20 protein-coding genes are annotated in these 16,771 nt (G+C 71.3%); 7 read left to right on the top strand and 13 right to left on the bottom strand.

The annotated features are described in order from the left end of the window. Nucleotides 1-122: 122 nt before the first annotated feature. The gene (locus ACFYTQ_RS14290) at nucleotides 123-923 is read right to left on the bottom strand and encodes an SDR family oxidoreductase (RefSeq protein ID WP_387361294.1); all 801 of its coding nucleotides are present in this window, start codon (nucleotides 921-923) and stop codon (nucleotides 123-125) included. Beyond that, complete coding sequence (locus ACFYTQ_RS14295) at nucleotides 923-1,366, bottom strand: hypothetical protein (RefSeq protein WP_387360578.1); 444 nt, start codon at nucleotides 1,364-1,366, stop codon at nucleotides 923-925. Before ACFYTQ_RS14295 ends, ACFYTQ_RS14290 begins: the two co-directional genes overlap by 1 nt. Before the next feature lie 80 nt (nucleotides 1,367-1,446). On the opposite strand from ACFYTQ_RS14295, the gene ACFYTQ_RS14300 reads away from it, so the two are divergent. After that, on the top strand, nucleotides 1,447-2,253 hold the full coding sequence (locus ACFYTQ_RS14300; RefSeq protein ID WP_387360580.1) for an NAD(P)-dependent oxidoreductase: 807 nt from the start codon (nucleotides 1,447-1,449) through the stop codon (nucleotides 2,251-2,253). Nucleotides 2,254-2,258: 5 nt separating this feature from the next. On the opposite strand, the gene ACFYTQ_RS14305 is transcribed toward ACFYTQ_RS14300, so the two are convergent. Together ACFYTQ_RS14305 and ACFYTQ_RS14310 are read right to left on the bottom strand one after the other, a co-directional pair. Next, complete coding sequence (locus ACFYTQ_RS14305; RefSeq protein ID WP_387360582.1) at nucleotides 2,259-2,648, bottom strand: DUF427 domain-containing protein; 390 nt, start codon at nucleotides 2,646-2,648, stop codon at nucleotides 2,259-2,261. Nucleotides 2,649-2,687: 39 nt separating this feature from the next. Then, nucleotides 2,688-3,566 carry an acyl-CoA thioesterase gene (locus tag ACFYTQ_RS14310; protein ID WP_387360584.1) on the bottom strand — a complete coding sequence of 293 codons (879 nt, stop codon included), beginning with the start codon at nucleotides 3,564-3,566 and terminating at the stop codon, nucleotides 2,688-2,690. A 79-nt stretch (nucleotides 3,567-3,645) separates the two neighbouring features. Between ACFYTQ_RS14310 and ACFYTQ_RS14315 the strand changes: the two genes are divergently transcribed. Together ACFYTQ_RS14315 and ACFYTQ_RS14320 are read left to right on the top strand one after the other, a co-directional pair. Further along, nucleotides 3,646-5,190 (top strand): AMP-binding protein, encoded by a 1,545-nt coding sequence (locus ACFYTQ_RS14315; protein WP_387360586.1) that lies wholly within the window; start codon nucleotides 3,646-3,648, stop codon nucleotides 5,188-5,190. Nucleotides 5,191-5,220: 30 nt separating this feature from the next. Beyond that, the gene (locus tag ACFYTQ_RS14320; protein WP_387360588.1) at nucleotides 5,221-6,414 is read left to right on the top strand and encodes an amidohydrolase family protein; all 1,194 of its coding nucleotides are present in this window, start codon (nucleotides 5,221-5,223) and stop codon (nucleotides 6,412-6,414) included. Here the strand turns inward: ACFYTQ_RS14320 and ACFYTQ_RS14325 are convergent. Together ACFYTQ_RS14325 and ACFYTQ_RS14330 are read right to left on the bottom strand one after the other, a co-directional pair. Beyond that, nucleotides 6,377-7,255 carry an LLM class flavin-dependent oxidoreductase gene (locus ACFYTQ_RS14325; protein ID WP_387360590.1) on the bottom strand — a complete coding sequence of 293 codons (879 nt, stop codon included), beginning with the start codon at nucleotides 7,253-7,255 and terminating at the stop codon, nucleotides 6,377-6,379. The genes ACFYTQ_RS14320 and ACFYTQ_RS14325 overlap by 38 nt on opposite strands. A gap of 24 nt (nucleotides 7,256-7,279) precedes the next feature. Beyond that, complete coding sequence (locus tag ACFYTQ_RS14330; RefSeq protein WP_387360592.1) at nucleotides 7,280-8,497, bottom strand: CaiB/BaiF CoA transferase family protein; 1,218 nt, start codon at nucleotides 8,495-8,497, stop codon at nucleotides 7,280-7,282. Between the two features lie 100 nt (nucleotides 8,498-8,597). Between ACFYTQ_RS14330 and ACFYTQ_RS14335 the strand changes: the two genes are divergently transcribed. Continuing rightward, nucleotides 8,598-10,259 carry an OB-fold domain-containing protein gene (locus ACFYTQ_RS14335; RefSeq protein ID WP_387360594.1) on the top strand — a complete coding sequence of 554 codons (1,662 nt, stop codon included), beginning with the start codon at nucleotides 8,598-8,600 and terminating at the stop codon, nucleotides 10,257-10,259. Nucleotides 10,260-10,265: 6 nt separating this feature from the next. Here ACFYTQ_RS14335 and ACFYTQ_RS14340 read toward each other — a convergent pair whose 3' ends face one another. The 3 genes from ACFYTQ_RS14340 to ACFYTQ_RS14350 all read right to left on the bottom strand — a co-directional run bounded on the left by ACFYTQ_RS14340 (nucleotide 10,266) and on the right by ACFYTQ_RS14350 (nucleotide 12,520). Continuing rightward, complete coding sequence (locus ACFYTQ_RS14340; protein WP_387360596.1) at nucleotides 10,266-10,646, bottom strand: hypothetical protein; 381 nt, start codon at nucleotides 10,644-10,646, stop codon at nucleotides 10,266-10,268. After that, nucleotides 10,643-11,500 (bottom strand): DUF692 domain-containing protein, encoded by an 858-nt coding sequence (locus ACFYTQ_RS14345; protein ID WP_387360598.1) that lies wholly within the window; start codon nucleotides 11,498-11,500, stop codon nucleotides 10,643-10,645. Before ACFYTQ_RS14345 ends, ACFYTQ_RS14340 begins: the two co-directional genes overlap by 4 nt. A 96-nt stretch (nucleotides 11,501-11,596) precedes the next feature. Continuing rightward, on the bottom strand, nucleotides 11,597-12,520 hold the full coding sequence (locus ACFYTQ_RS14350) for a TIGR04222 domain-containing membrane protein (protein ID WP_387360599.1): 924 nt from the start codon (nucleotides 12,518-12,520) through the stop codon (nucleotides 11,597-11,599). Nucleotides 12,521-12,673: 153 nt separating this feature from the next. On the opposite strand from ACFYTQ_RS14350, the gene ACFYTQ_RS14355 reads away from it, so the two are divergent. Next, the gene (locus ACFYTQ_RS14355) at nucleotides 12,674-13,018 is read left to right on the top strand and encodes an Lsr2 family protein (RefSeq protein WP_387360601.1); all 345 of its coding nucleotides are present in this window, start codon (nucleotides 12,674-12,676) and stop codon (nucleotides 13,016-13,018) included. On the opposite strand, the gene ACFYTQ_RS14360 is transcribed toward ACFYTQ_RS14355, so the two are convergent. Together ACFYTQ_RS14360 and ACFYTQ_RS14365 are read right to left on the bottom strand one after the other, a co-directional pair. Next, on the bottom strand, nucleotides 13,007-13,198 hold the full coding sequence (locus ACFYTQ_RS14360; protein WP_387360603.1) for a hypothetical protein: 192 nt from the start codon (nucleotides 13,196-13,198) through the stop codon (nucleotides 13,007-13,009). The two genes, ACFYTQ_RS14355 and ACFYTQ_RS14360, sit on opposite strands and share 12 nt — an antisense overlap. A gap of 59 nt (nucleotides 13,199-13,257) precedes the next feature. Beyond that, complete coding sequence (locus ACFYTQ_RS14365; protein ID WP_387360604.1) at nucleotides 13,258-13,797, bottom strand: hemerythrin domain-containing protein; 540 nt, start codon at nucleotides 13,795-13,797, stop codon at nucleotides 13,258-13,260. Nucleotides 13,798-14,019: 222 nt separating this feature from the next. Here ACFYTQ_RS14365 and ACFYTQ_RS14370 point away from each other — a divergent pair, with 222 nt between their 5' ends. After that, nucleotides 14,020-14,670 (top strand): hypothetical protein, encoded by a 651-nt coding sequence (locus ACFYTQ_RS14370; RefSeq protein WP_387360606.1) that lies wholly within the window; start codon nucleotides 14,020-14,022, stop codon nucleotides 14,668-14,670. Here the strand turns inward: ACFYTQ_RS14370 and ACFYTQ_RS14375 are convergent. Continuing rightward, the gene (locus ACFYTQ_RS14375) at nucleotides 14,636-15,247 is read right to left on the bottom strand and encodes a flavodoxin family protein (RefSeq protein WP_387360608.1); all 612 of its coding nucleotides are present in this window, start codon (nucleotides 15,245-15,247) and stop codon (nucleotides 14,636-14,638) included. The genes ACFYTQ_RS14370 and ACFYTQ_RS14375 overlap by 35 nt on opposite strands. 61 nt (nucleotides 15,248-15,308) lie before the next feature. Here ACFYTQ_RS14375 and ACFYTQ_RS14380 point away from each other — a divergent pair, with 61 nt between their 5' ends. Then, entirely contained in the window at nucleotides 15,309-16,205 is an 897-nt protein-coding gene (locus ACFYTQ_RS14380; RefSeq protein ID WP_387360610.1) for a LysR family transcriptional regulator, read from the top strand. Here ACFYTQ_RS14380 and ACFYTQ_RS14385 read toward each other — a convergent pair. After that, nucleotides 16,168-16,755 carry an NUDIX domain-containing protein gene (locus tag ACFYTQ_RS14385; protein WP_387360612.1) on the bottom strand — a complete coding sequence of 196 codons (588 nt, stop codon included), beginning with the start codon at nucleotides 16,753-16,755 and terminating at the stop codon, nucleotides 16,168-16,170. The two genes, ACFYTQ_RS14380 and ACFYTQ_RS14385, sit on opposite strands and share 38 nt — an antisense overlap. Between the last annotated feature and the right edge of the window lie 16 nt (nucleotides 16,756-16,771).

Consider the following 16,771-nt stretch of genomic DNA (forward strand, 5'->3'; position numbering starts at 1 on the left):
CCCGATCGTAGGCACCACCGACCGTAGGCACCACGGTAAATGGTACGGCTGGGCATTCCGCCGACCGTAGGCACCACGGTAAATCGTACCGCTGGGCATTCCGTCGACCGGGGTCCGGGCGATCAACTCGCCGCGGCCACCACGCCGCCGTCGACGAGCAGATCGGTGCCGGTGACGAATCCGGCGCGGGGGTCGAGCAGGAATTCGGCGGCGGCCGCGATGTCGTCGGGCGTGCCCACGCGGCCGGTGGCCGACATCTCGATCAGCGCGCGCATCCCCGCCCCGAGCGGACTCGACAGTTCCAGGCGGCCCATCGGGGTGGAGATGACGCCGGGGCTGATCGAGTTGATCCGCGCCCCGCGCGCGCCCCAGGCCCCGGCGGCGGCGCGGACTCGTAAGACGTTGCCGCGCTTGGCGATCGCGTATGCCGCGCCGGGTTCGGTCAGCGCCTTCGGGGCGAGGAAGGGCAGCGTGAGCAGGTCGTCGGCGGGGGTGGCGGCCAGGGCCCGCTCCTGATCGTCGGGCAGCGCGCCGATCAGTCGCGCGGCCATGCTGGCGATCACCACCCCGGCCCCGCCGGGCGCGACGACCCGCGCGAACTCCTCGAGCACCAACGCGACCCCGAGCAGATCCACGCGCAGGATCGCCGCCGTGGGCGCCTGCGTCGGGGACAGCCCGGCGGTGTGCGCGATCCGGGTGACCGGGCCGAGCGCGTCGGCGGCGTCGGCGAGCTCGCGCACCGAATCCCGGTGCGCCACATCGACAACCCGCGCGGTGACCGTGTGGCCCTCGTCGCGCAGCTGCTCGGCGACGGTGTCCAGGGCCGCGGCGTCGAAGTCGGCGAGGAGCAGGCACCGCCCGCTGCCGATCCGGCGCGCGATGGCGCGGCCCATGCCCCCCACGCCGATGACGACCGCGACCATCACGCGACGAGGCTGTCGGGTTCGACGGGAGCGAAGAACGCGCCCATTCCCCGGGCGCTCAACGCGTCGCCGAGGCCCACGAAGTCGTAGACGTCCGGCTGTCCGGGGTGGCGGACCAACGCGGCCAGTGGCTCGTGCGTCCCGTCGGCGAGCAGCGCCGCCCGGACCCGCGCGGTGTCGTGATCCACCGCGTCCCGGTGGCGCTCGGTGTGGTCGAGCATCAGGTGCAGGCACAGCTGCTGGGCCGGGGTGGCCGGGCGCGGCACGCCGCCTCGGGCGAGGGTGGCGGTGAGGGTGTCGAAGGACTGCGCCAGGTAGTAGAGGAACACCGGGCGCGGGCCGTGCAGGATGTCGGCGCGGACGCGATCGGCGAGCGCCTTGCCGCTGTCGTGCAGGGCCGCGGCGATTCGCGGTGTGAGACCGGGGATTTCGTCGTCTCTCATGGGCGCTCCTGAAAGATGCTGTATAAGCAACGGTAAGGCAAACGGTATGCTCGGGGCAAGGTCGTGGAAGGAGCCTCGCGATGACGCGGAGCGTCGGATTCGTCGGTGCGGGACAGATGGGCGAGCCGATGGTGGCCCGGCTGGTGGGCGCGGGGCACCGGGTGGTGGTGTACGCGCGCCGCGACGAGGTGCGCGAGCGGCTGCGCGCGCTCGGGGCGACGGTGGCCGACGCGGCGGCCGAGGCGGCCGCGCAGCCCGTCGTCATCGTGTGCCTCTACGACGACGCCCAGCTGACCGAGGTGCTCGGCGCGCCCGGCGGCGTGCTGGAGCGTGCGGCCCGCGACGCCGTGATCGTCTCGCACACAACGGGTTCCATCGCCACCCTGCGCGCGCTGGCCGCCGCGCATCCGGACGGTCCGGTCCTGCTCGACGGCCCGATCAGCGGCGGCCCGCACGATATCGCGGCGGGCGAGCTGACCGTGCTGCTGGGCGGTCCCGCCGCCGCGGTCGAGACCGTGCGCCCGGTGCTGTCCGCCTACGCCGGGAACATCGTCGCCACCGGCGGTCTCGGCACGGCCCTGGCGGTGAAGCTGATCAACAACGCGCTGTTCTCCGCCAACGCGCAACTCGTCGCGACCGCGGTGCGGATCGGCGGCGAACTCGGCATCGCCGAGCGGGATCTGCTCGACGCGCTGTCGCTGTGCAGCGGCCGCAGTTACGCGGCGGGGTCGATTCGGCGCGGCGGCGGGGTGGCCGGATTCGAACGCGTGGTGGACCGGTTCCTGCGCAAGGATGTGGCGGCCTGCCTCGAGGCCGCCGACAGCGCCGGTATCGCCCTCGGCCCGCTGGCCGCGGTCATCGCGGACGGGCCGTTCGATCTGGTTTGAGGCGATCATGGCCGCCCGGTGACCGCCGGAACGGCCACGCCCACTTCGAGATTCACCCGATCCTGGTAGAAGCCGATGTGCCCGCGCAGCACCGCGACCTCCGGGTACGGCTCCGGATACTCCCACGCGATCGGCTCGGTCCCGTCCACCGGCCGCCAGTACCGGGCCTCGCCCTTGAACGGGCAGCGCGAGGTCGTGGGATCCGGCGCCAGCAGTTCGAAGCGGACGTCGGTGCTCGGCAGGTAGAAGACCACGCCGTGATCCTGTTCGGCCACCAGCAGACTCGCGGTGCTCTCGGCGAGGACCTCCCCGTCGTGGGTGACCCGGATCCGGTTGCGCACCCGCCGCACATCGACGATGTAGTCCGGCCGTTCGACATAACCCGATTGCTTCATCGCTGCCTCCTCCCATCCCATGGTGCCGCCTCGGTCGCCTCACAGCACGGCGTCCGCGCTCCCGCCCCGGTCCGCCGCGAAGCCGCGCACCATGGCGTGCACGGTGTAGGAGGCGACGAGACGGCCGTCCGCGGCGTGCACGCGCCCGTCGCCCTGGGCGTGTCCGCGCCCGGCGTAGATCGCGCGGGTGGAGTACAGCAGCCAGTCGCGCACGTCGGCCTCGTCGTGGTAGGTCACCGTCGCCATCGTGATCCCGGTCGAGATCGAGTGGTGGGCCATGGCCTCGGTCAGGCCCGCGTGCGGGCGCAGCGCGGCGGCCACGGTCCAGTGCGTGGTGGACTGGGTCAGCAGCGCGGCGTGCAGCTCCGGACGCCGCGGGGCGTCGTGAAAACGCGTCCACACGAACAACTCCGGCGGTCCGCACGCCGCGCTCGCGGGGTCGTAGCCGCCGACCACCCGCGTGTCCCGGCCCGCCACGACCGCGCCCGGCAGATCCAGCGGGCGCAGGTGTTCAGGCGGGGGGACCCGGGGCATCGGCTCGGCGGCCGAAATGAGCTCGGGCGCACCGGAATCTAGCAGGACCAGGCCCGAGGCGCACAGTCGCTCGTCCTGGGTGACGCCCACCCGCGCGGTGGCGAAGGTGCGGCCGCGGTGCGGGAGTTCGAGGTCGAACGTCAGCGGCGCGTCGTGCGCGGCGACCCGGGAGAAGATCATCGAGACCGAGGTGACGCGATGGCCCGGCAGTTCGGCGGCCGCGGCGACCACCGCGCCGCCCAGCAGTTGCCCGGCCTCGACCACATTGCGTTCGGACGGGCCGTGCGCGGGGGCGCGATACCGCCCGGGTCCCGCGGGCCGCACGTCCATCAGCCGGACGAGTTCGGCCTGAACCCACGCGGGGGCAACGATTCTCGCGCCCACGGGCACCTCCTCACCGGTCCGGGGACATGTTCTCTCATTTGGATATGTAATTCTCATTGACGAGAATAACATATCCACCATGCGCACGATTCCCGCGGAGCTGGTCGAACGGTATGTGGCGGAGGGGTGGTGGACCCGGGACACGGTGGGCGAGTTGCTGGCCCGGGGTCTGGCGGCGGCACCGGACCAGCGGTTCCAGGTGCACTCGGAGGTGCGGCCGTGGTCGGGCCGGGTGCGGGAGGTGGAGCGGGTGGCGCGCCGGCTCGCGGCCGGGCTGTCCGCGCGCGGGGTGGGCGCGGGGGACGTGGTGGCCTTCCAGCTGCCGAACTGGATGGAGGCCGCGGCGACGTTCTGGGCCTCGGCGCTGCTCGGCGCGGTGGTGGTGCCGATCGTGCACTTCTACGGGCGCAAGGAGGTCGGCTACATCCTCGCGACCACGCGGCCGAAGGTGTTCGTCACCGTGGAGCGCTTCGGCGCGCTCACCTTCGATCCGACCGTGTGCGCCGGGGTGCCGATCGTCGGCGTGGTGGGTCGCGATTTCGAGGAGTTGCTGGCCGACGAGCCGATGGCCGGGGTGGCGCGGGTCGATCCGGACGCGCCCGCGCTCATCGCCTTCACCTCCGGTACGACGCGAGATCCCAAGGGGGTCATCCACTCTCATCGCACGCTCGGTTTCGAGACCCGGCAGTTGGGCGGGCACTATCCGCCGGATTTCGGGGCGCAGCTGACCTGCGCGCCGGTCGGGCATTTCATCGGGATGATCAACGCGCTGCTCATCTCCGTGCTCAATGCCGCGCCGATCCATCTCCTGGACGTCTGGAACACCGATCGCGCCTTGGCGCTGATGACGGAGTTCGAGGTGAATGTGGCCGGGGGCGTGCCGTATTACTTCACCAGCCTGCTCGACCATCCCGACTTCACCCCCGAGCATCTGCGCTTCATCCGTTATGCGGGCATGGGCGGCGCGCCGGTGCCCGCGGCGGTCACCACGCGGCTGACCGATCTCGGCATCGTGGTCTACCGCTCCTACGGCAGCACCGAACATCCGTCGGTGACGGCCTCGGCGCACACCGCGCCCGCGCACAAGAGGCTGTTCACCGACGGCGAGCCGCTGCCCGGGGTGGAGGTGCGGCTGGCCGAGGACGGCGAGATCCTCACCCGCGGACCGGATCTGTGCCTGGGGTACGTCGACGACGCGCTCACCGCCCGCGCCTTCGACGCCGAGGGCTGGTATCACACGGGGGACATCGGCGTCCTCGACGCGGACGGCTATCTGAGCATCACCGATCGGACCACCGACCTCATCATTCGCGGCGGGGAGAACATCAGCGCGGTGGAGGTCGAGGAGATCCTGCTCGGCCTGCCCGCGGTCGCCGAGGCGGCCGTGGTCGCCGCCCCCGACGCCCGCCTGGGCGAGCACGCCGCGGCGGTGTTGCGGCTGCGTCCCGGGCACGCCGCGCCCACCCTCGACGACATCCGCGCCCACTTCGCCGAACGCGGTCTCGCCAAACAGAAGTGGCCCGAGGAGGTCCACATCGTGGCGGACCTGCCGCGCACGCCCAGCGGCAAGGTGCAGAAGTACCGCATCCGGCAGGAACTGGCGGCCGGGGCCGCGGGAGAATAATATTCTCATATACGTGAAGGAGGATTCTCAATGACCAAGGTAGATCTGCCCTATCAGCTGTTCGACGCCGACAACCACCTCTACGAGACCGAGGAGGCCCTGACCAAGTACCTGCCCAAGGAGTACGACGGGGCCATCAAGTACGTGGAGATCAACGGCCGCAAGAAGATCGCGGTGCTGGGCCAGATCAGCGAGTACATCCCCAATCCCACCTTCGACTACGTGGCCGCGCCCGGCGCGATGGAGGAGTACTTCAAGAACGGCAATCCGGAGGGCAAGAGCCGCCGCGAGATCTTCGGCAAGCCGATCGAGGCGATCCCCGCGTTCCGTGATCCGATCGAGCGCCTGAAGGTCATGGACGAGTTGCAGTTGCGGCGCGCGCTCATGTTCCCGACCCTGGCCAGCCTGGTCGAGGAGCGCATGCGCCACCACCCGGATCTCATCCACGCGGTGATCCACTCGCTCAACCGCTGGATGCTCGAAACCTGGGGTCAGGACGGCGGTTTCGTGCATTCGGACCGGATCTTCACCGTGCCGGTGGTGAGCCTGCCGATCGTGGAGCGGGCCATCGAGGAACTGGATTGGTGTGTCGAGCACGGCGCCCGCGCGATCCTGATCCGCCCCGCGCCCGTGCCGGGGCTGCGGGGGATGCGCTCGTTCGCGTTGCCGGAGTTCGATCCGTTCTGGAAGCGGGTCGTCGAGCACGACGTGCTGGTCACCATGCACTCCTCCGACAGCGGCTACTCCCGCTTCGACGCCGAATGGGACGGGTCGAGCCTGGAGATGCTTCCGTTCAAGACCAACACCTTCCAGATGACCACGGCCTGGCGGCCGGTGACCGACGCGGTCGCCTCTTGGGTGTGCCACGGCGCGCTGTTCCGCTTCCCGGAGTTGAAGATCGCGGTCATCGAGAACGGCAGCTCGTGGCTGGAGCCGCTGTTGAACACGTTGCGCGATGTGTACAAGAAGGCTCCGGAGGGCTTCGGGTTCAAGGATCCGGTGGAGGCGGTCAAGCGCAGCCTCTACGTGAGCCCGTTCTGGGAGGAGGATCTGCCCGGGACCGCGGAGCTGATCGGCGTGGACCACGTGCTGTTCGGCTCGGACTGGCCGCATCCGGAGGGCCTGGCCGAACCGGCGCGCTACATCCACGAGATCAAGGACATGCCGGTCGAGGATCAGGCGAAGATCATGGGCGGCAATCTCGCTCGCCTGCTGAAGGTGTAGCGGCGTCGTGGGCGATCACCGACTCCCCGAATTCCGCGAGCGTCGCGGGGTCGGCGAAGTCGGTGAACCACACGTAGAAGCGTTCCACGCCGAGGCGGGTCAGCGCGGCGAAACGCGCCCGCAGCCGCGCGGCGTCGCCGCACACCAGGCCGTCGCCGAGATACCCGAAGCGCCGCCGGGCCAGCTCGGCGACTCGCTCGGGATCGCTTGCGGCGCCGGCGAATCCGATGGCCTGCTGCACCGACACCCGCGCCGAACCGATCTCGCCGAGCAGTTCGGGCAGCCGGGGCAGGTGCGGGGCGGGCAGATTCCACCAGCTCGCGTGGCGGCGGACCAGCTCCAGGGTGCGCGGACCGACGCCGCCGACGAGCAGCGGGATCGGCACGGCGGGCGTGGGCGGCAGGGCGAGGTCGGAGTCGGGATCCCAATGGGCGGCCAGCAGGTCGAGGGTCCGCGCGAGCCGCCGATGCCGTTGCGACGCACGGTCCTCGGTGATTCCGAACCGGGTCAGCTCGGCGGGTATCGAGCCGGAGCCGAGGCCGAGTTCGAAGCGGCCGCCGGACGCCTCCTGGAGGGTGGCGGCCTGCTTGGCGAGCAGCGCGGGGTGCCGGAACGCGTCGCAGAGCACGAGATGCCCCACGCGCAGCCGGTCGGTGCGCGCGGCCACCCAGGTCGCCGCCGTCATCGCCTCCCACAGCGGCTGGTGTTCCGCGCCCGGCGCGAGGAGATGGTCGATGAAGGCGATGCCGTCGAAGCCCGCGTCCTCGGCCGCGCGGGCACGGATCACGATGTCGGCCAGCGACATTCGGATCTGGGGCAGGAAGACGAACCATTCGGCCATCGGAACCTCACCGGGGTAGGACGATCACGATCCGAGCGCGCCGAACACACCGCGGCGGCGCAGGTCCGCGATCTCCTCGGTGTCGAATCCGGCTGCGGCGAGGACGGTTTCGGTGTGCTCGCCCAGGGCGGGAATCGCGCCCATGGGCGGCGTCCAGCCCGCGATCACGGGCGGGGGCAGCAGGGCGGTCACCGGGCCGACGGGGGAGTCGATCGAGCGCCAGCGGTCGCGGGCGGTGAGGTGCGGATGAGCGATCACGTCGGTGGGGGTGTTGTAGCGGCTGTTGCCGATTCCGGCGGCGTCGGCGGCGGACTGGATCTCCGAAAGTGTGTGCTGGCTGGTCCATTTCGCGATGGCGGTGTCCAGGTCGGCGCGGTGGTGGACCCGATCGGCGTTGCTCGCGTAGCGGTCGTCGTCGGCCAGGTCCGGGCGGCCGAGCAGGTCGCGGGCGAGGCGTCGCCACTCCCGGTCGTTGGTCGTGCCCAGCACGACGGTGTGGCCGTCGGCGGTCGGGTAGGCCCCGTACGGGGCGACCGCGGGGGAGCTCATGCCGAGCGGGGTCTGGTCGACGCCGGTGTAGCGGGAGTAGGTGAGGGCGTAGCCCATGAGTTCGGCGGCGGTGTCGAACAGGCTCACCGCGGCCGGGCCCGGGACGGACGCGCCGCCGCGCCTCGCGAACAGCATGGCCATGATCGTGAGGGCGGCGTAGAGGCCCGAGCAGACATCGGCCACGGGCGGGCCGGGTTTGGCGGGCGCGTCCGGATGTCCGGTCACCGCGCACACGCCGGATTCGGCCTGGATCAACAGATCGTAGGCGCGCTTGTGCGACAGGGGGCCGCCGGGGCCGTACCCGTCGATCTCCAGCACCACCAGATGCGGATGGCGCGTGGACAATTCGGCCGCGCCGAGACCGAGCGCGGCGGCCGCGCCCGGGGCGAGATTGGACACGAACGCGTCGGCGGTCGCCAGCAGCCGGTCCAAAACCGCCGGGCCGTCGGGATGTTTGAGGTCGAGGGTGACCGACTCCTTGCCGCGGTTGACCCAGACGAAATGCGCGCCGAGACCGTGGACGACATCGTCGTAGGCGCGGGCGAAATCGCCCACCGGCGGATTCTCGATCTTGATCACCCGGGCGCCGAAATCGGCGAGGGTGCGGGTGCACATGGGCGCGGACACGGCCTGTTCGAGGGTCACCACGGTGACTCCGGACAGCGGTCCCGGGGCGGGGTGGTCGGAGTCCATGTCGCTCCTTCGAAACGGATTGGCGCGCTGACCTATTCGATGCGCGTTCGATACACCGAACTGAATACAGTATGACGAACTATAACCCTGAGGAGAACACGTGGCCACCACGAACGGACGCCCGGCGCCGACGGTCACCCCGGAGAACGAGTTCTTCTGGACCTCGGGCGCGGACGGGCGCTTGCGGATTCAGGAGTGCCTGACCTGTTCGGCGCTGATCCATCCGCCGCAGCCGGTGTGCCGGTACTGCCGCGGCCGGAACCTCGGTGTGCGCGCGGTCTCCGGATACGCCACGCTCATCGGCTTCACCGTCAACCACCGGTTCGCGCTGCCCGGACTGCCCGCGCCGTACGTGGTGGCGCAGGTCGCGCTCGAGGACGATCCGCGGGTTCGGTTGACGACCAACGCGATCGGTTGCGAGCCGGAGGCGCTCGCGCTCGGGACGCGGATGGCGGTCGAGTTCGAGCGGGTCGGCGACGCGGTGTGGTTGCCGTTGTTCCGGCCCGCCGCCGAATCCGGGCCGCCCGCATCGTTGCCGGTGGACGAGATCGACCCGGGGGAGATGCGCCGGTTCGTGCGGCCCATGGTGTCGTCGGAGAAGTTCGAGGACAAGGTGGCGATCACCGGGGTCGGCATGTCGCCGTTGGGTCGTCGGCTGATGGTGAATCCGCTCGCGCTGACCGTGCGGGCGTGTGAGGCGGCGGTGGCCGACGCCGGGCTGCGGCTCGAGGACATCGACGGGTTGTCGACCTATCCCGGGGCGGGCGCGGTCGGGCCGTTCGGGGAGGGCGGGGTCGGCGCGCTGGAGGCGGCGCTGGGTATCCGGCCGACCTGGTACAACGGCGGCGGCGACACCTTCGGGCCCGGGGGTTCGGTGATCGCGGCCATGCTCGCGGTCGCGGGCGGGCTGGCCCGGCACGTGCTGTGTTTCCGGACGCTGTGGGAGGCCACCTACGCGGAACTGATTCGCACGGGCCGTCTCTCGTCGCCGGGGCCGCGCACCGACGGCTGGCTGGCCCCGTTCGGGGCGACCTCGGCCGCGCACACGCTCGCGCAGAACGCGCAGCGGCACTTCCATCGCTACGGCACCGACCGCGAGACGCTCGGGTGGATCGCGCTCAATCAGCGCGCCAACGCCGCGCTCGATCCGACGGCCATCTACCGCGATCCGCTCACGATGGACGACTATCTGAGCGCGCGGCCCATCACCACGCCGTTCGGGCTCTACGACTGCGACGTGCCCTGCGACGGTTCGATCGCGGTGATCGTGTCCGCGCGCGAGACCGCCCGCGATCTGGCGCAGCCGCCGGTTCTGGTCGAGGCGGTCGGCACCCAGATCCTCGAACGCGTCGAATGGGATCAGAGCACCCTCACCCACGAGCCCCAGGTCCTCGGCCAGGCCGCCCACCTGTGGACCCGCACCGACCTGCGGCCCGAGGACGTCGACGTGGCCGAACTCTACGACGGGTTCACCTTCAACTGCATGTCCTGGATCGAGGCGCTCGGCTTCTGCGGCATCGGCGAGGCGAAAGACTTTCTCGCCCAGGGCAAGAACATCGCCCGCGACGGCGTGCTCCCGCTCAACACCCACGGCGGTCAGCTCTCCCACGGCCGCACCCACGGCATGGGCCTGATCCGCGAGGCCGTCCTGCAACTGCGCGGGCAGGCCGAGGCCCGGCAGATTCCGGACGCGCGCGTCGCGGTGGCCAGCAGCGGGGGGCTCACGCCGAGCGGGGTGTTGTTGTTCCGCGCGGATCGGTGATCGCGCTCAGCGGCGAAAGAGCCTGCGGCGTGGCGGTTTCGGCGCGGGCAGGCCCCGATGCTCGGCGAAGGCGGCCGCGTCGGCGGCGGTGGTGGTCTTGGGGCGGGTACGGGCCCAGGCGAGGAACTCGGCGGTGAACGCGGGTCCGCACGCGTGCGCGAGCAGCGGGTAGCGGTGCGCGATCTCGCGGGCCCGCTTGTGCAGCAGGGCGTGGGCGGTCGCGGTCACGGCGTCGGCGTCGAAGCCCGCGGGGATCGGGCCGCCCGCGACCAGGGCGCGGACGAGGGCCGCCTGCTGGTCGGCGAGGGGTTCGGTCCCGGGGCCATCCGTGTTTCCGGCCGCGCGGCGAGGTCGCGTTTCGCGCGGGACGGACGTGGGCTCGGTCATGGCGCGGCCGTGGTGAGGGAGGGGCGGTTCGCGGCCGCGGCGAGGGCGTCGAGTTCGGCGCGGAGTTCGGGGGCGGGTGGGTAGTTGTCGTCGCGCTCGAGCATGAGGGGAACGGGGTGGCGGGCGGTGAATTCGGTGACCAGCGCGAGGACTTCGGCCGGGACGGGGTCGGCGTGCGTGTCGTGGTAGCGGCCGCCGGATTCGTGCCCGCCCGCGACGTGGCAGTAGGCGATGCGTTCGGCGGGCAGGCGGCACAGTTCGGCGAGCGGGTCCAGGCCGCGGTTGCGGGCGTTGGCGTAGACGTTGGCGATATCGATGAGCAGGTGGACGCCGGTTCGTTCGACCAGCTCCTGGAGGAACTCGGCCTCGGTGTATTCGGCCGTGGGCCAGTCGAACAGGGCCGCGATGTTCTCCACGGCGAGGGGGACATCGAGGTCGGCGGTCGTGCGAGAGATGTTGCGCGCCAACGCATCCAGGGCCTCGCGGGTGCGCGGCACCGGTAACAGGTGACCGGCCTCCAAGCCGCCCGCGCGCACGAACGCGATGTGCTCGCTCACCAGCGGCGAGCCCAGTGCCCGCGCCGCGGCCGCCAGGTGTTCGACCCGCCGCGGGTCCACCTCCTCCGCCCCGCCCAGCGACAGCGAAACACCGTGCGGCACAACGGCTGTGCCGCGCGCGGCCAAGGCGGTCAACTCCGCGGGCGGGGTGACGGTCGTCCGGCCCCACCGGCGTCGCGGCGGCAGGGACTCCACGATCACCTCACAGAATCCGAGCCCGGTCAGTTCCGCTATGACGCCGCAGATCTCGCGCCGCCAGCCGATGCCGAGTGCGTGCGGCGGCAACGGGCCGTTCACCGGACTACCGCCGGTTCCCGGGACGTTCGGCGGCCGCGCTCTGCGAAAGACGCGCGCCCACGGCCGAATCCGGGCGGGACGGGCGGCACGCCGCTGTCACCCACCGCAACCGCCGCCCCCGCAACCCCCGCCGCCGCAACTGCTTCCGCAGCTGCTGCTACTGCCGCAACTGCTGCTGTCGCTGCCGCTGGAACAGCTGTCACCCGAGGAACCTCCGCCGCCCGCGCTGGGGGCGAGGGTGCCGGTGGCGGCCGCGAGGGCGGGGTCCAGGGACCAGATGGCGGCCGCGCCGAACAGGGCGGCGGCCATGGCGGCGCTCGTCGGGCCGTAGGTGGCGAAGGCGGGGGCGTTGGACGGCCGCAAATGCGTGTTGCGCCTGGTGGTTTCGGCCAGAGCGGCCTTGCCGAACGGCGTGAGGCGCACCGGGCGGATGATGAGACCGTTGCAGATCGCGACGATGATCACGAGGACCACCAGGAACCCCACCGAATGCCGACCGGCCAGCCCGGCGATCACCCGAATCACGCCCAGCCCGAAGATCACCGCGCCCGGCAGCCCGGCCACCATCAGATCGCGCCGCAACGCGGGACCCGCCAGCAGTCCCCGATCGACCAGCCGCGCCCGCAACTGCGCCAGCGGCACGGTCGACGCCGCCAGCAGGCTGCCCACATCGCGCCGCCCGCCCGCGGCGAGCCGATCGTAGAGCGACCGCACGAACGGGTCCGCGGACGGATTCGGCGGCCGGTAGGGGTTGCCCGCCGAGTCGATCATCTGCCCGCCGCGCAGTTCGGCGAGCCCGGCCAGCACCGCCCGCCGATCGTCGAACAGCATCGCGGTCTCCACCGGATTCAGCGCGATGTCGACCGGCCCGCGGTGCGCGCGCGTCAACCGGGTCCGCAGCACGACGCCGGTGAGCAGGGCCACGACCGCGACCAGCAGATACAACCGAAGGAAGTCCGGCCCCGAGACGCCCCAGGTGTCCGCGGACAGGAAATCGACGGGAGTGACCCGATCACGCATGGCACTCCACCTCGGAATAGCCGGAACACAACGCGATCAGTATCGACGCAACCGCCGCCCGAGCGCTACCGCACCGGCACGCCCGAACCCGAACGGTGATGCTACGGTTACCGCACGTTTCGGCCTCGGCCCACGACTCGGAAGGGAAACCGCATGGCGCGCAAGGTCGTTGTGGAACTCGTCGACGATTTCGACGGTGAGTCCACGGCCGAGGAGACGGTGTCGTTCGCCCTCGACGGCGTCGAGTACGAGATCGATCTGTCGGTGCTCAACGCGGGCCGGTTGCGCGCGGAGTTCGAGGCGTGGACCGGACACGGCCGCAGGACGGGCCGCGCCGCCCGCCCGGCCGCACCGGTCGCGGTCCGCGAGCAGACCGCCGCCATCCGCGCCTGGGCGCGTCGCAATGGCTATCACGTGTCCGATCGCGGCCGCATCCAGGCCGAGGTGGTGGCCGCCTACGCGAAGGCCGGTGTGCGGCCGGAGTATTCAGCTGGGTAGTGCCCGCGAGGTGACCAGCACACCGGTGGCCAGCAGCGCGACACAGCCCAGCGTGAGCGGCATCGATCGGGTCAGGGCGAGCAGCCCGAGGCCGAAGATCACGCACAGTCCTGCGGCGAGAATCATCGTGCCCCGGTCCACCGGCCGAACTTTCGGGATCCGGAGGTCGGGGACTGTCATACCCGTGGGGTACCCGTCCGCCTCTTTATCAAACCGTTATCGGTTTGCCCGAAATGTGCTCAGCCCCGGCCCAATCCGGCGTCCACCGCATCGCACAGGCGGGTGAACAGCGGCAACGGCGGTGCGACGACCGCGGTTTCGCCCTCCACGGGCTCGCGCTGCGGCACGAACGTCTCGACGAGTTCGATGGCGGCGGCGATCCGGCGGGCGTCGAGCGTGGAGGCCGCGTGCCGGAAGATCGGCAGCTCCCGAACCTCCTCGGTGGCCATGTGCATCGCCACCCGATCGGCGAATTCGCCGAAGCGACCGGGGAATTCGACGTGGTCGACGCCCAGCTCGTAGAGTTCGGACAAGGTGGCGAGCAGCTCCCGCTCCTCGTGCACCCGGGTGCCCGCGCCCGCGGCGCCGCACCGGTCGACGGCCGGGTGCACGAGCGATTCCTCCACGCTCTCGTGCGCGGCCATCAGGCGGACCAGCTCGGCGAACGAGGTCTCGCGCGCACCGCCCGACTTCACCTCGCCGAGCAGTCCCTCGATCCGTCGATGCTGCCGAACGAGCAGATCCGCGGCGTACGCGGCGGCCCGGGTCACATCGACCACCCCTTTCCCATTGACGGCCCAGCTTGCTCGTCGGTTACCCTGCCCGGCCGCCTCGCAATCGTTCCGGGCGGCAGAAATCGGTCAATGCGGCTTGGCGTTGGTGCGGTCCCACAGTTTGTCGGTGGGTGCGGCTATGGTCTGGGGACATGACCGGGGCGGTCGGCATTTTCGTCCCTCGGTGGGGTAGTCGGTTCAGCAGTGTGTCAACGGGAGGAGTTCGTCATGCGTCATTCGAGTGTGCGTCCGGCTCGCGCGGTCGCGGGGCTGATGGCCGTCGCGGCGTTGACCGTCGGCGGCGCCGCGCAGGTGAGCGCCGAGGCCCCGGCGCCCGGTGCGGTGCAGGTGGATTGGCAGCAGGCCGTGCAGCGGCTGCGCGCGGCGGCCGCGGGCGACCCGGCCGCGCTCCAGGCCATCGATCGGCTGGTGACGGCGGGCGCGGTGCCCGCCGCGGCCCCGGCCGCGTTGCCCGCGCAGCCGTTCCAGATCCCGGCCCAGTCCGATATCGGCCGCGGCGACGGGCCCGGGGTGTACGGCTCGGGAATCGCCTTGGGCTACGACGGTTTCCGGTTCGGCTTCTTCGGCGGTCCGGGCACCATCGCGCCGAACCAGGCGGGCGCGCGCCTTCAGGTGGTGTGGATCAATCTGTCCAACGGCCGCAGCGGAACCGAGGATCTCGTCGAGCACAACGACGTCCCGGTCGACACGACCATCCGCACCCGTGCGCTCGATCCGGGCGCGGGCATGATCGTGGCGGCGGTGTACGGGTCGCTGTGGCATCGGTGGCCGGTTCCGGTCAGCGACGCCAATCCCGATGGCTACCAATACCAATTGGGGACGATCAGCGTGCCGTCGTTCGGAGCGGTGTACAACTGATCAGCCGTGCCGTCACCCCGGCCACCCGGTGGCCGAGGTGACGGCAGGTCGCGCGATCGGAGCCGACGACGCCCGCGGGCGGGAGATCGGTGTCGGTCTGCGCGCCCGCGCCGAGGAAGAAGCCGAGCCGGTTGAGGTCGTCGCGGCTGGCGGTGCTGCTGTTCCAGCCCGCGACCAAACCCAGGTTCACCCAATGCATGTGGTGCTGGGCGGCCAGCACGGCCAGTGACATCAGCGCGTGCAGCTTGTCGCCGCTCATGCCGCCGGAGTTGGTGAATCCGGCGGCCACCTTGTCCCGCCAGGCGCCCCGCACACAGCGCGACGAGGTGGCCTCGGCGAAGGTCTTGAAGGCGGCCGAGACGTCGCCCATATAGGTCGGGCTGCCGAAGACGATGGCGTCGGCGGCGTCGAGCGCGGCCCAGCCGTCGGGCGTGATCCCGTCGACGGTTACGAGTTCGGCGGTGGCGTCGCCGTCGCGGGCGCCCGCGGCGACGGCCTCGGCGAGGACGGCGGTGTGTCCGTAGCCGGAGTGGTAGGCGACGGCGAGGCGAGGGGTGGGGAGGGTGTCGTTGCGCACGGGGCCAGCCTGGCGGTGGGTCGGCGGTGCGGTCCAATACCGGCGTTCATAACCTCGGGGAATGGATATCGATACGCGGCTGCTGCGATCGTTCGTGGCGGTCGCGCGGGAGGGTCATCTGACCCGGGCCGCGCGGCGGCTCTACCTGTCCCAGCCCGCGCTGACCAAGCAGATCCGGCAGCTGGAACGGCTGCTCGAGGTGGAGCTGTTCGTGCGCTCGCGCGACGGCATGACGCTCACCGAGCCGGGGGCGGTGCTGGCCGAGCAGGCGCCCGCGCTCTTGGCGGGCTGGGATCGCGCGTTGCGGGCGACCAAGGGCAGTGCGAGCCGGGCCGCGTGCGTGCTGCGGGTGGGGTTCGTGGCCAGTGCCGCAAACGAATTCACCCCGCGCATCGTGGCCGCCTTCGGCGCGGCGGAGCCGGGGTGGCGGGTGGATATGCGCCAGTTCGGCTGGACCGATCCGAGTGCGGGGCTCGACGCGGGTGCGGTCGATGTCGCCCTGGTGCGGTTGCCGTTTCCCGGGCAGGAGGACTATCGGATTCGGGAGCTGTTCACCGAGCCGCGCTGGGTCGCGCTGCCCGAATCCCATCGGCTCGCCGGGCGGGACGACATCGAATTCGACGAGCTGTGGGGTGAGCCCTTCGTCGCGGCCCCGCCCGACAACGGCCGGTGGCGCGACTTCTGGATCGGCGCCGACGAACGCCCGTCGCATACGGCCGTGGTCGGCGCGGTCGCCCGCAATACCGATGAATGGCTGACGGCCATCGCCAACGGGTTCGGCATCAGCTTCACCCCCGAGTCGTCCGCCCGCTACTACCCGCGCCCCGGGATCGTCTACCGGCCGGTGCGCGGCATCGGGCCGAGCCGGGTCGCGGTGGCGTGGCCGGGGTCGACCGAGACGAATCCGGTTGTGGGGGAGTTCATTCGGTGTTGTGTGCGGAGCTGCGATCCGGGGTGAGGGCCGCGGCGAGTTTGGTGAGGAAGCGGGGCAGGTGGGGGTCGGTCGGCGGGAGGTCGCGGGTATCGATGTCCCACCAGTCGCCGCCGTCGAATTCGGCTGGGGCGAGGGGGTATTCGCGGGTGCGGTCGCCGCGGACGACGTACCAGAGGGAGACGTCGACGTGCGGGTCGGAGCCGACGGTGGTGCTCACGCTGAGGAAGACTGGGGCGTCGCCGAGGACCGTGAATTCGGCGGCGATGCCGAGCTCCTCCTCCGCCTCGCGCAGCGCGGTCGCGCGCGGATGCTCACCGGGTTCGACGTGGCCGCCCATCGGAAGACGCAGGCCCGATTTGCGGTGTGCGCCAAGGTAGATGGCGCGGCTCTCGGGGTCGACGAGGGCGATGTAGGAGACCAGGTGCGGGCTGGGGGTGGCCGGGGGGACGCGGCGGAAGATGTCGTCGGTCTCGGCGAGCCAGGCGCGGGTGCGGGCGAGGTGGTCGCGTTCGAGGTCGTCCAGCGGCGGAATGGCGCGAACGAGGTCGGCGACGGCCGTGGTGGCGCGGTCCATGGGGGGACCTTAGAGG

The organism is Nocardia sp. NPDC004068 (genome assembly GCF_042874315.1).
Classification (GTDB): domain Bacteria; phylum Actinomycetota; class Actinomycetes; order Mycobacteriales; family Mycobacteriaceae; genus Nocardia.

Excerpts from the sequence above, each read along its gene's own strand:
- ACFYTQ_RS14290 (WP_387361294.1), bottom strand. The coding sequence starts at position 923 with ATGGTCGCGGTCGTCATCGGCGTGGGGGGCATGGGCCGCGCCATCGCG.
- ACFYTQ_RS14295 (WP_387360578.1), bottom strand. The coding sequence starts at position 1,366 with ATGAGAGACGACGAAATCCCCGGTCTCACACCGCGAATCGCCGCGGCC.
- ACFYTQ_RS14300 (WP_387360580.1), top strand. The coding sequence starts at position 1,447 with ATGACGCGGAGCGTCGGATTCGTCGGTGCGGGACAGATGGGCGAGCCG.
- ACFYTQ_RS14305 (WP_387360582.1), bottom strand. The coding sequence starts at position 2,648 with ATGAAGCAATCGGGTTATGTCGAACGGCCGGACTACATCGTCGATGTG.
- ACFYTQ_RS14315 (WP_387360586.1), top strand. The coding sequence starts at position 3,646 with ATGCGCACGATTCCCGCGGAGCTGGTCGAACGGTATGTGGCGGAGGGG.
- ACFYTQ_RS14320 (WP_387360588.1), top strand. The coding sequence starts at position 5,221 with ATGACCAAGGTAGATCTGCCCTATCAGCTGTTCGACGCCGACAACCAC.
- ACFYTQ_RS14325 (WP_387360590.1), bottom strand. The coding sequence starts at position 7,255 with ATGGCCGAATGGTTCGTCTTCCTGCCCCAGATCCGAATGTCGCTGGCC.
- ACFYTQ_RS14330 (WP_387360592.1), bottom strand. The coding sequence starts at position 8,497 with ATGGACTCCGACCACCCCGCCCCGGGACCGCTGTCCGGAGTCACCGTG.
- ACFYTQ_RS14340 (WP_387360596.1), bottom strand. The coding sequence starts at position 10,646 with ATGACCGAGCCCACGTCCGTCCCGCGCGAAACGCGACCTCGCCGCGCG.
- ACFYTQ_RS14350 (WP_387360599.1), bottom strand. The coding sequence starts at position 12,520 with ATGCGTGATCGGGTCACTCCCGTCGATTTCCTGTCCGCGGACACCTGG.
- ACFYTQ_RS14355 (WP_387360601.1), top strand. The coding sequence starts at position 12,674 with ATGGCGCGCAAGGTCGTTGTGGAACTCGTCGACGATTTCGACGGTGAG.
- ACFYTQ_RS14360 (WP_387360603.1), bottom strand. The coding sequence starts at position 13,198 with ATGACAGTCCCCGACCTCCGGATCCCGAAAGTTCGGCCGGTGGACCGG.
- ACFYTQ_RS14370 (WP_387360606.1), top strand. The coding sequence starts at position 14,020 with ATGCGTCATTCGAGTGTGCGTCCGGCTCGCGCGGTCGCGGGGCTGATG.
- ACFYTQ_RS14380 (WP_387360610.1), top strand. The coding sequence starts at position 15,309 with ATGGATATCGATACGCGGCTGCTGCGATCGTTCGTGGCGGTCGCGCGG.
- ACFYTQ_RS14385 (WP_387360612.1), bottom strand. The coding sequence starts at position 16,755 with ATGGACCGCGCCACCACGGCCGTCGCCGACCTCGTTCGCGCCATTCCG.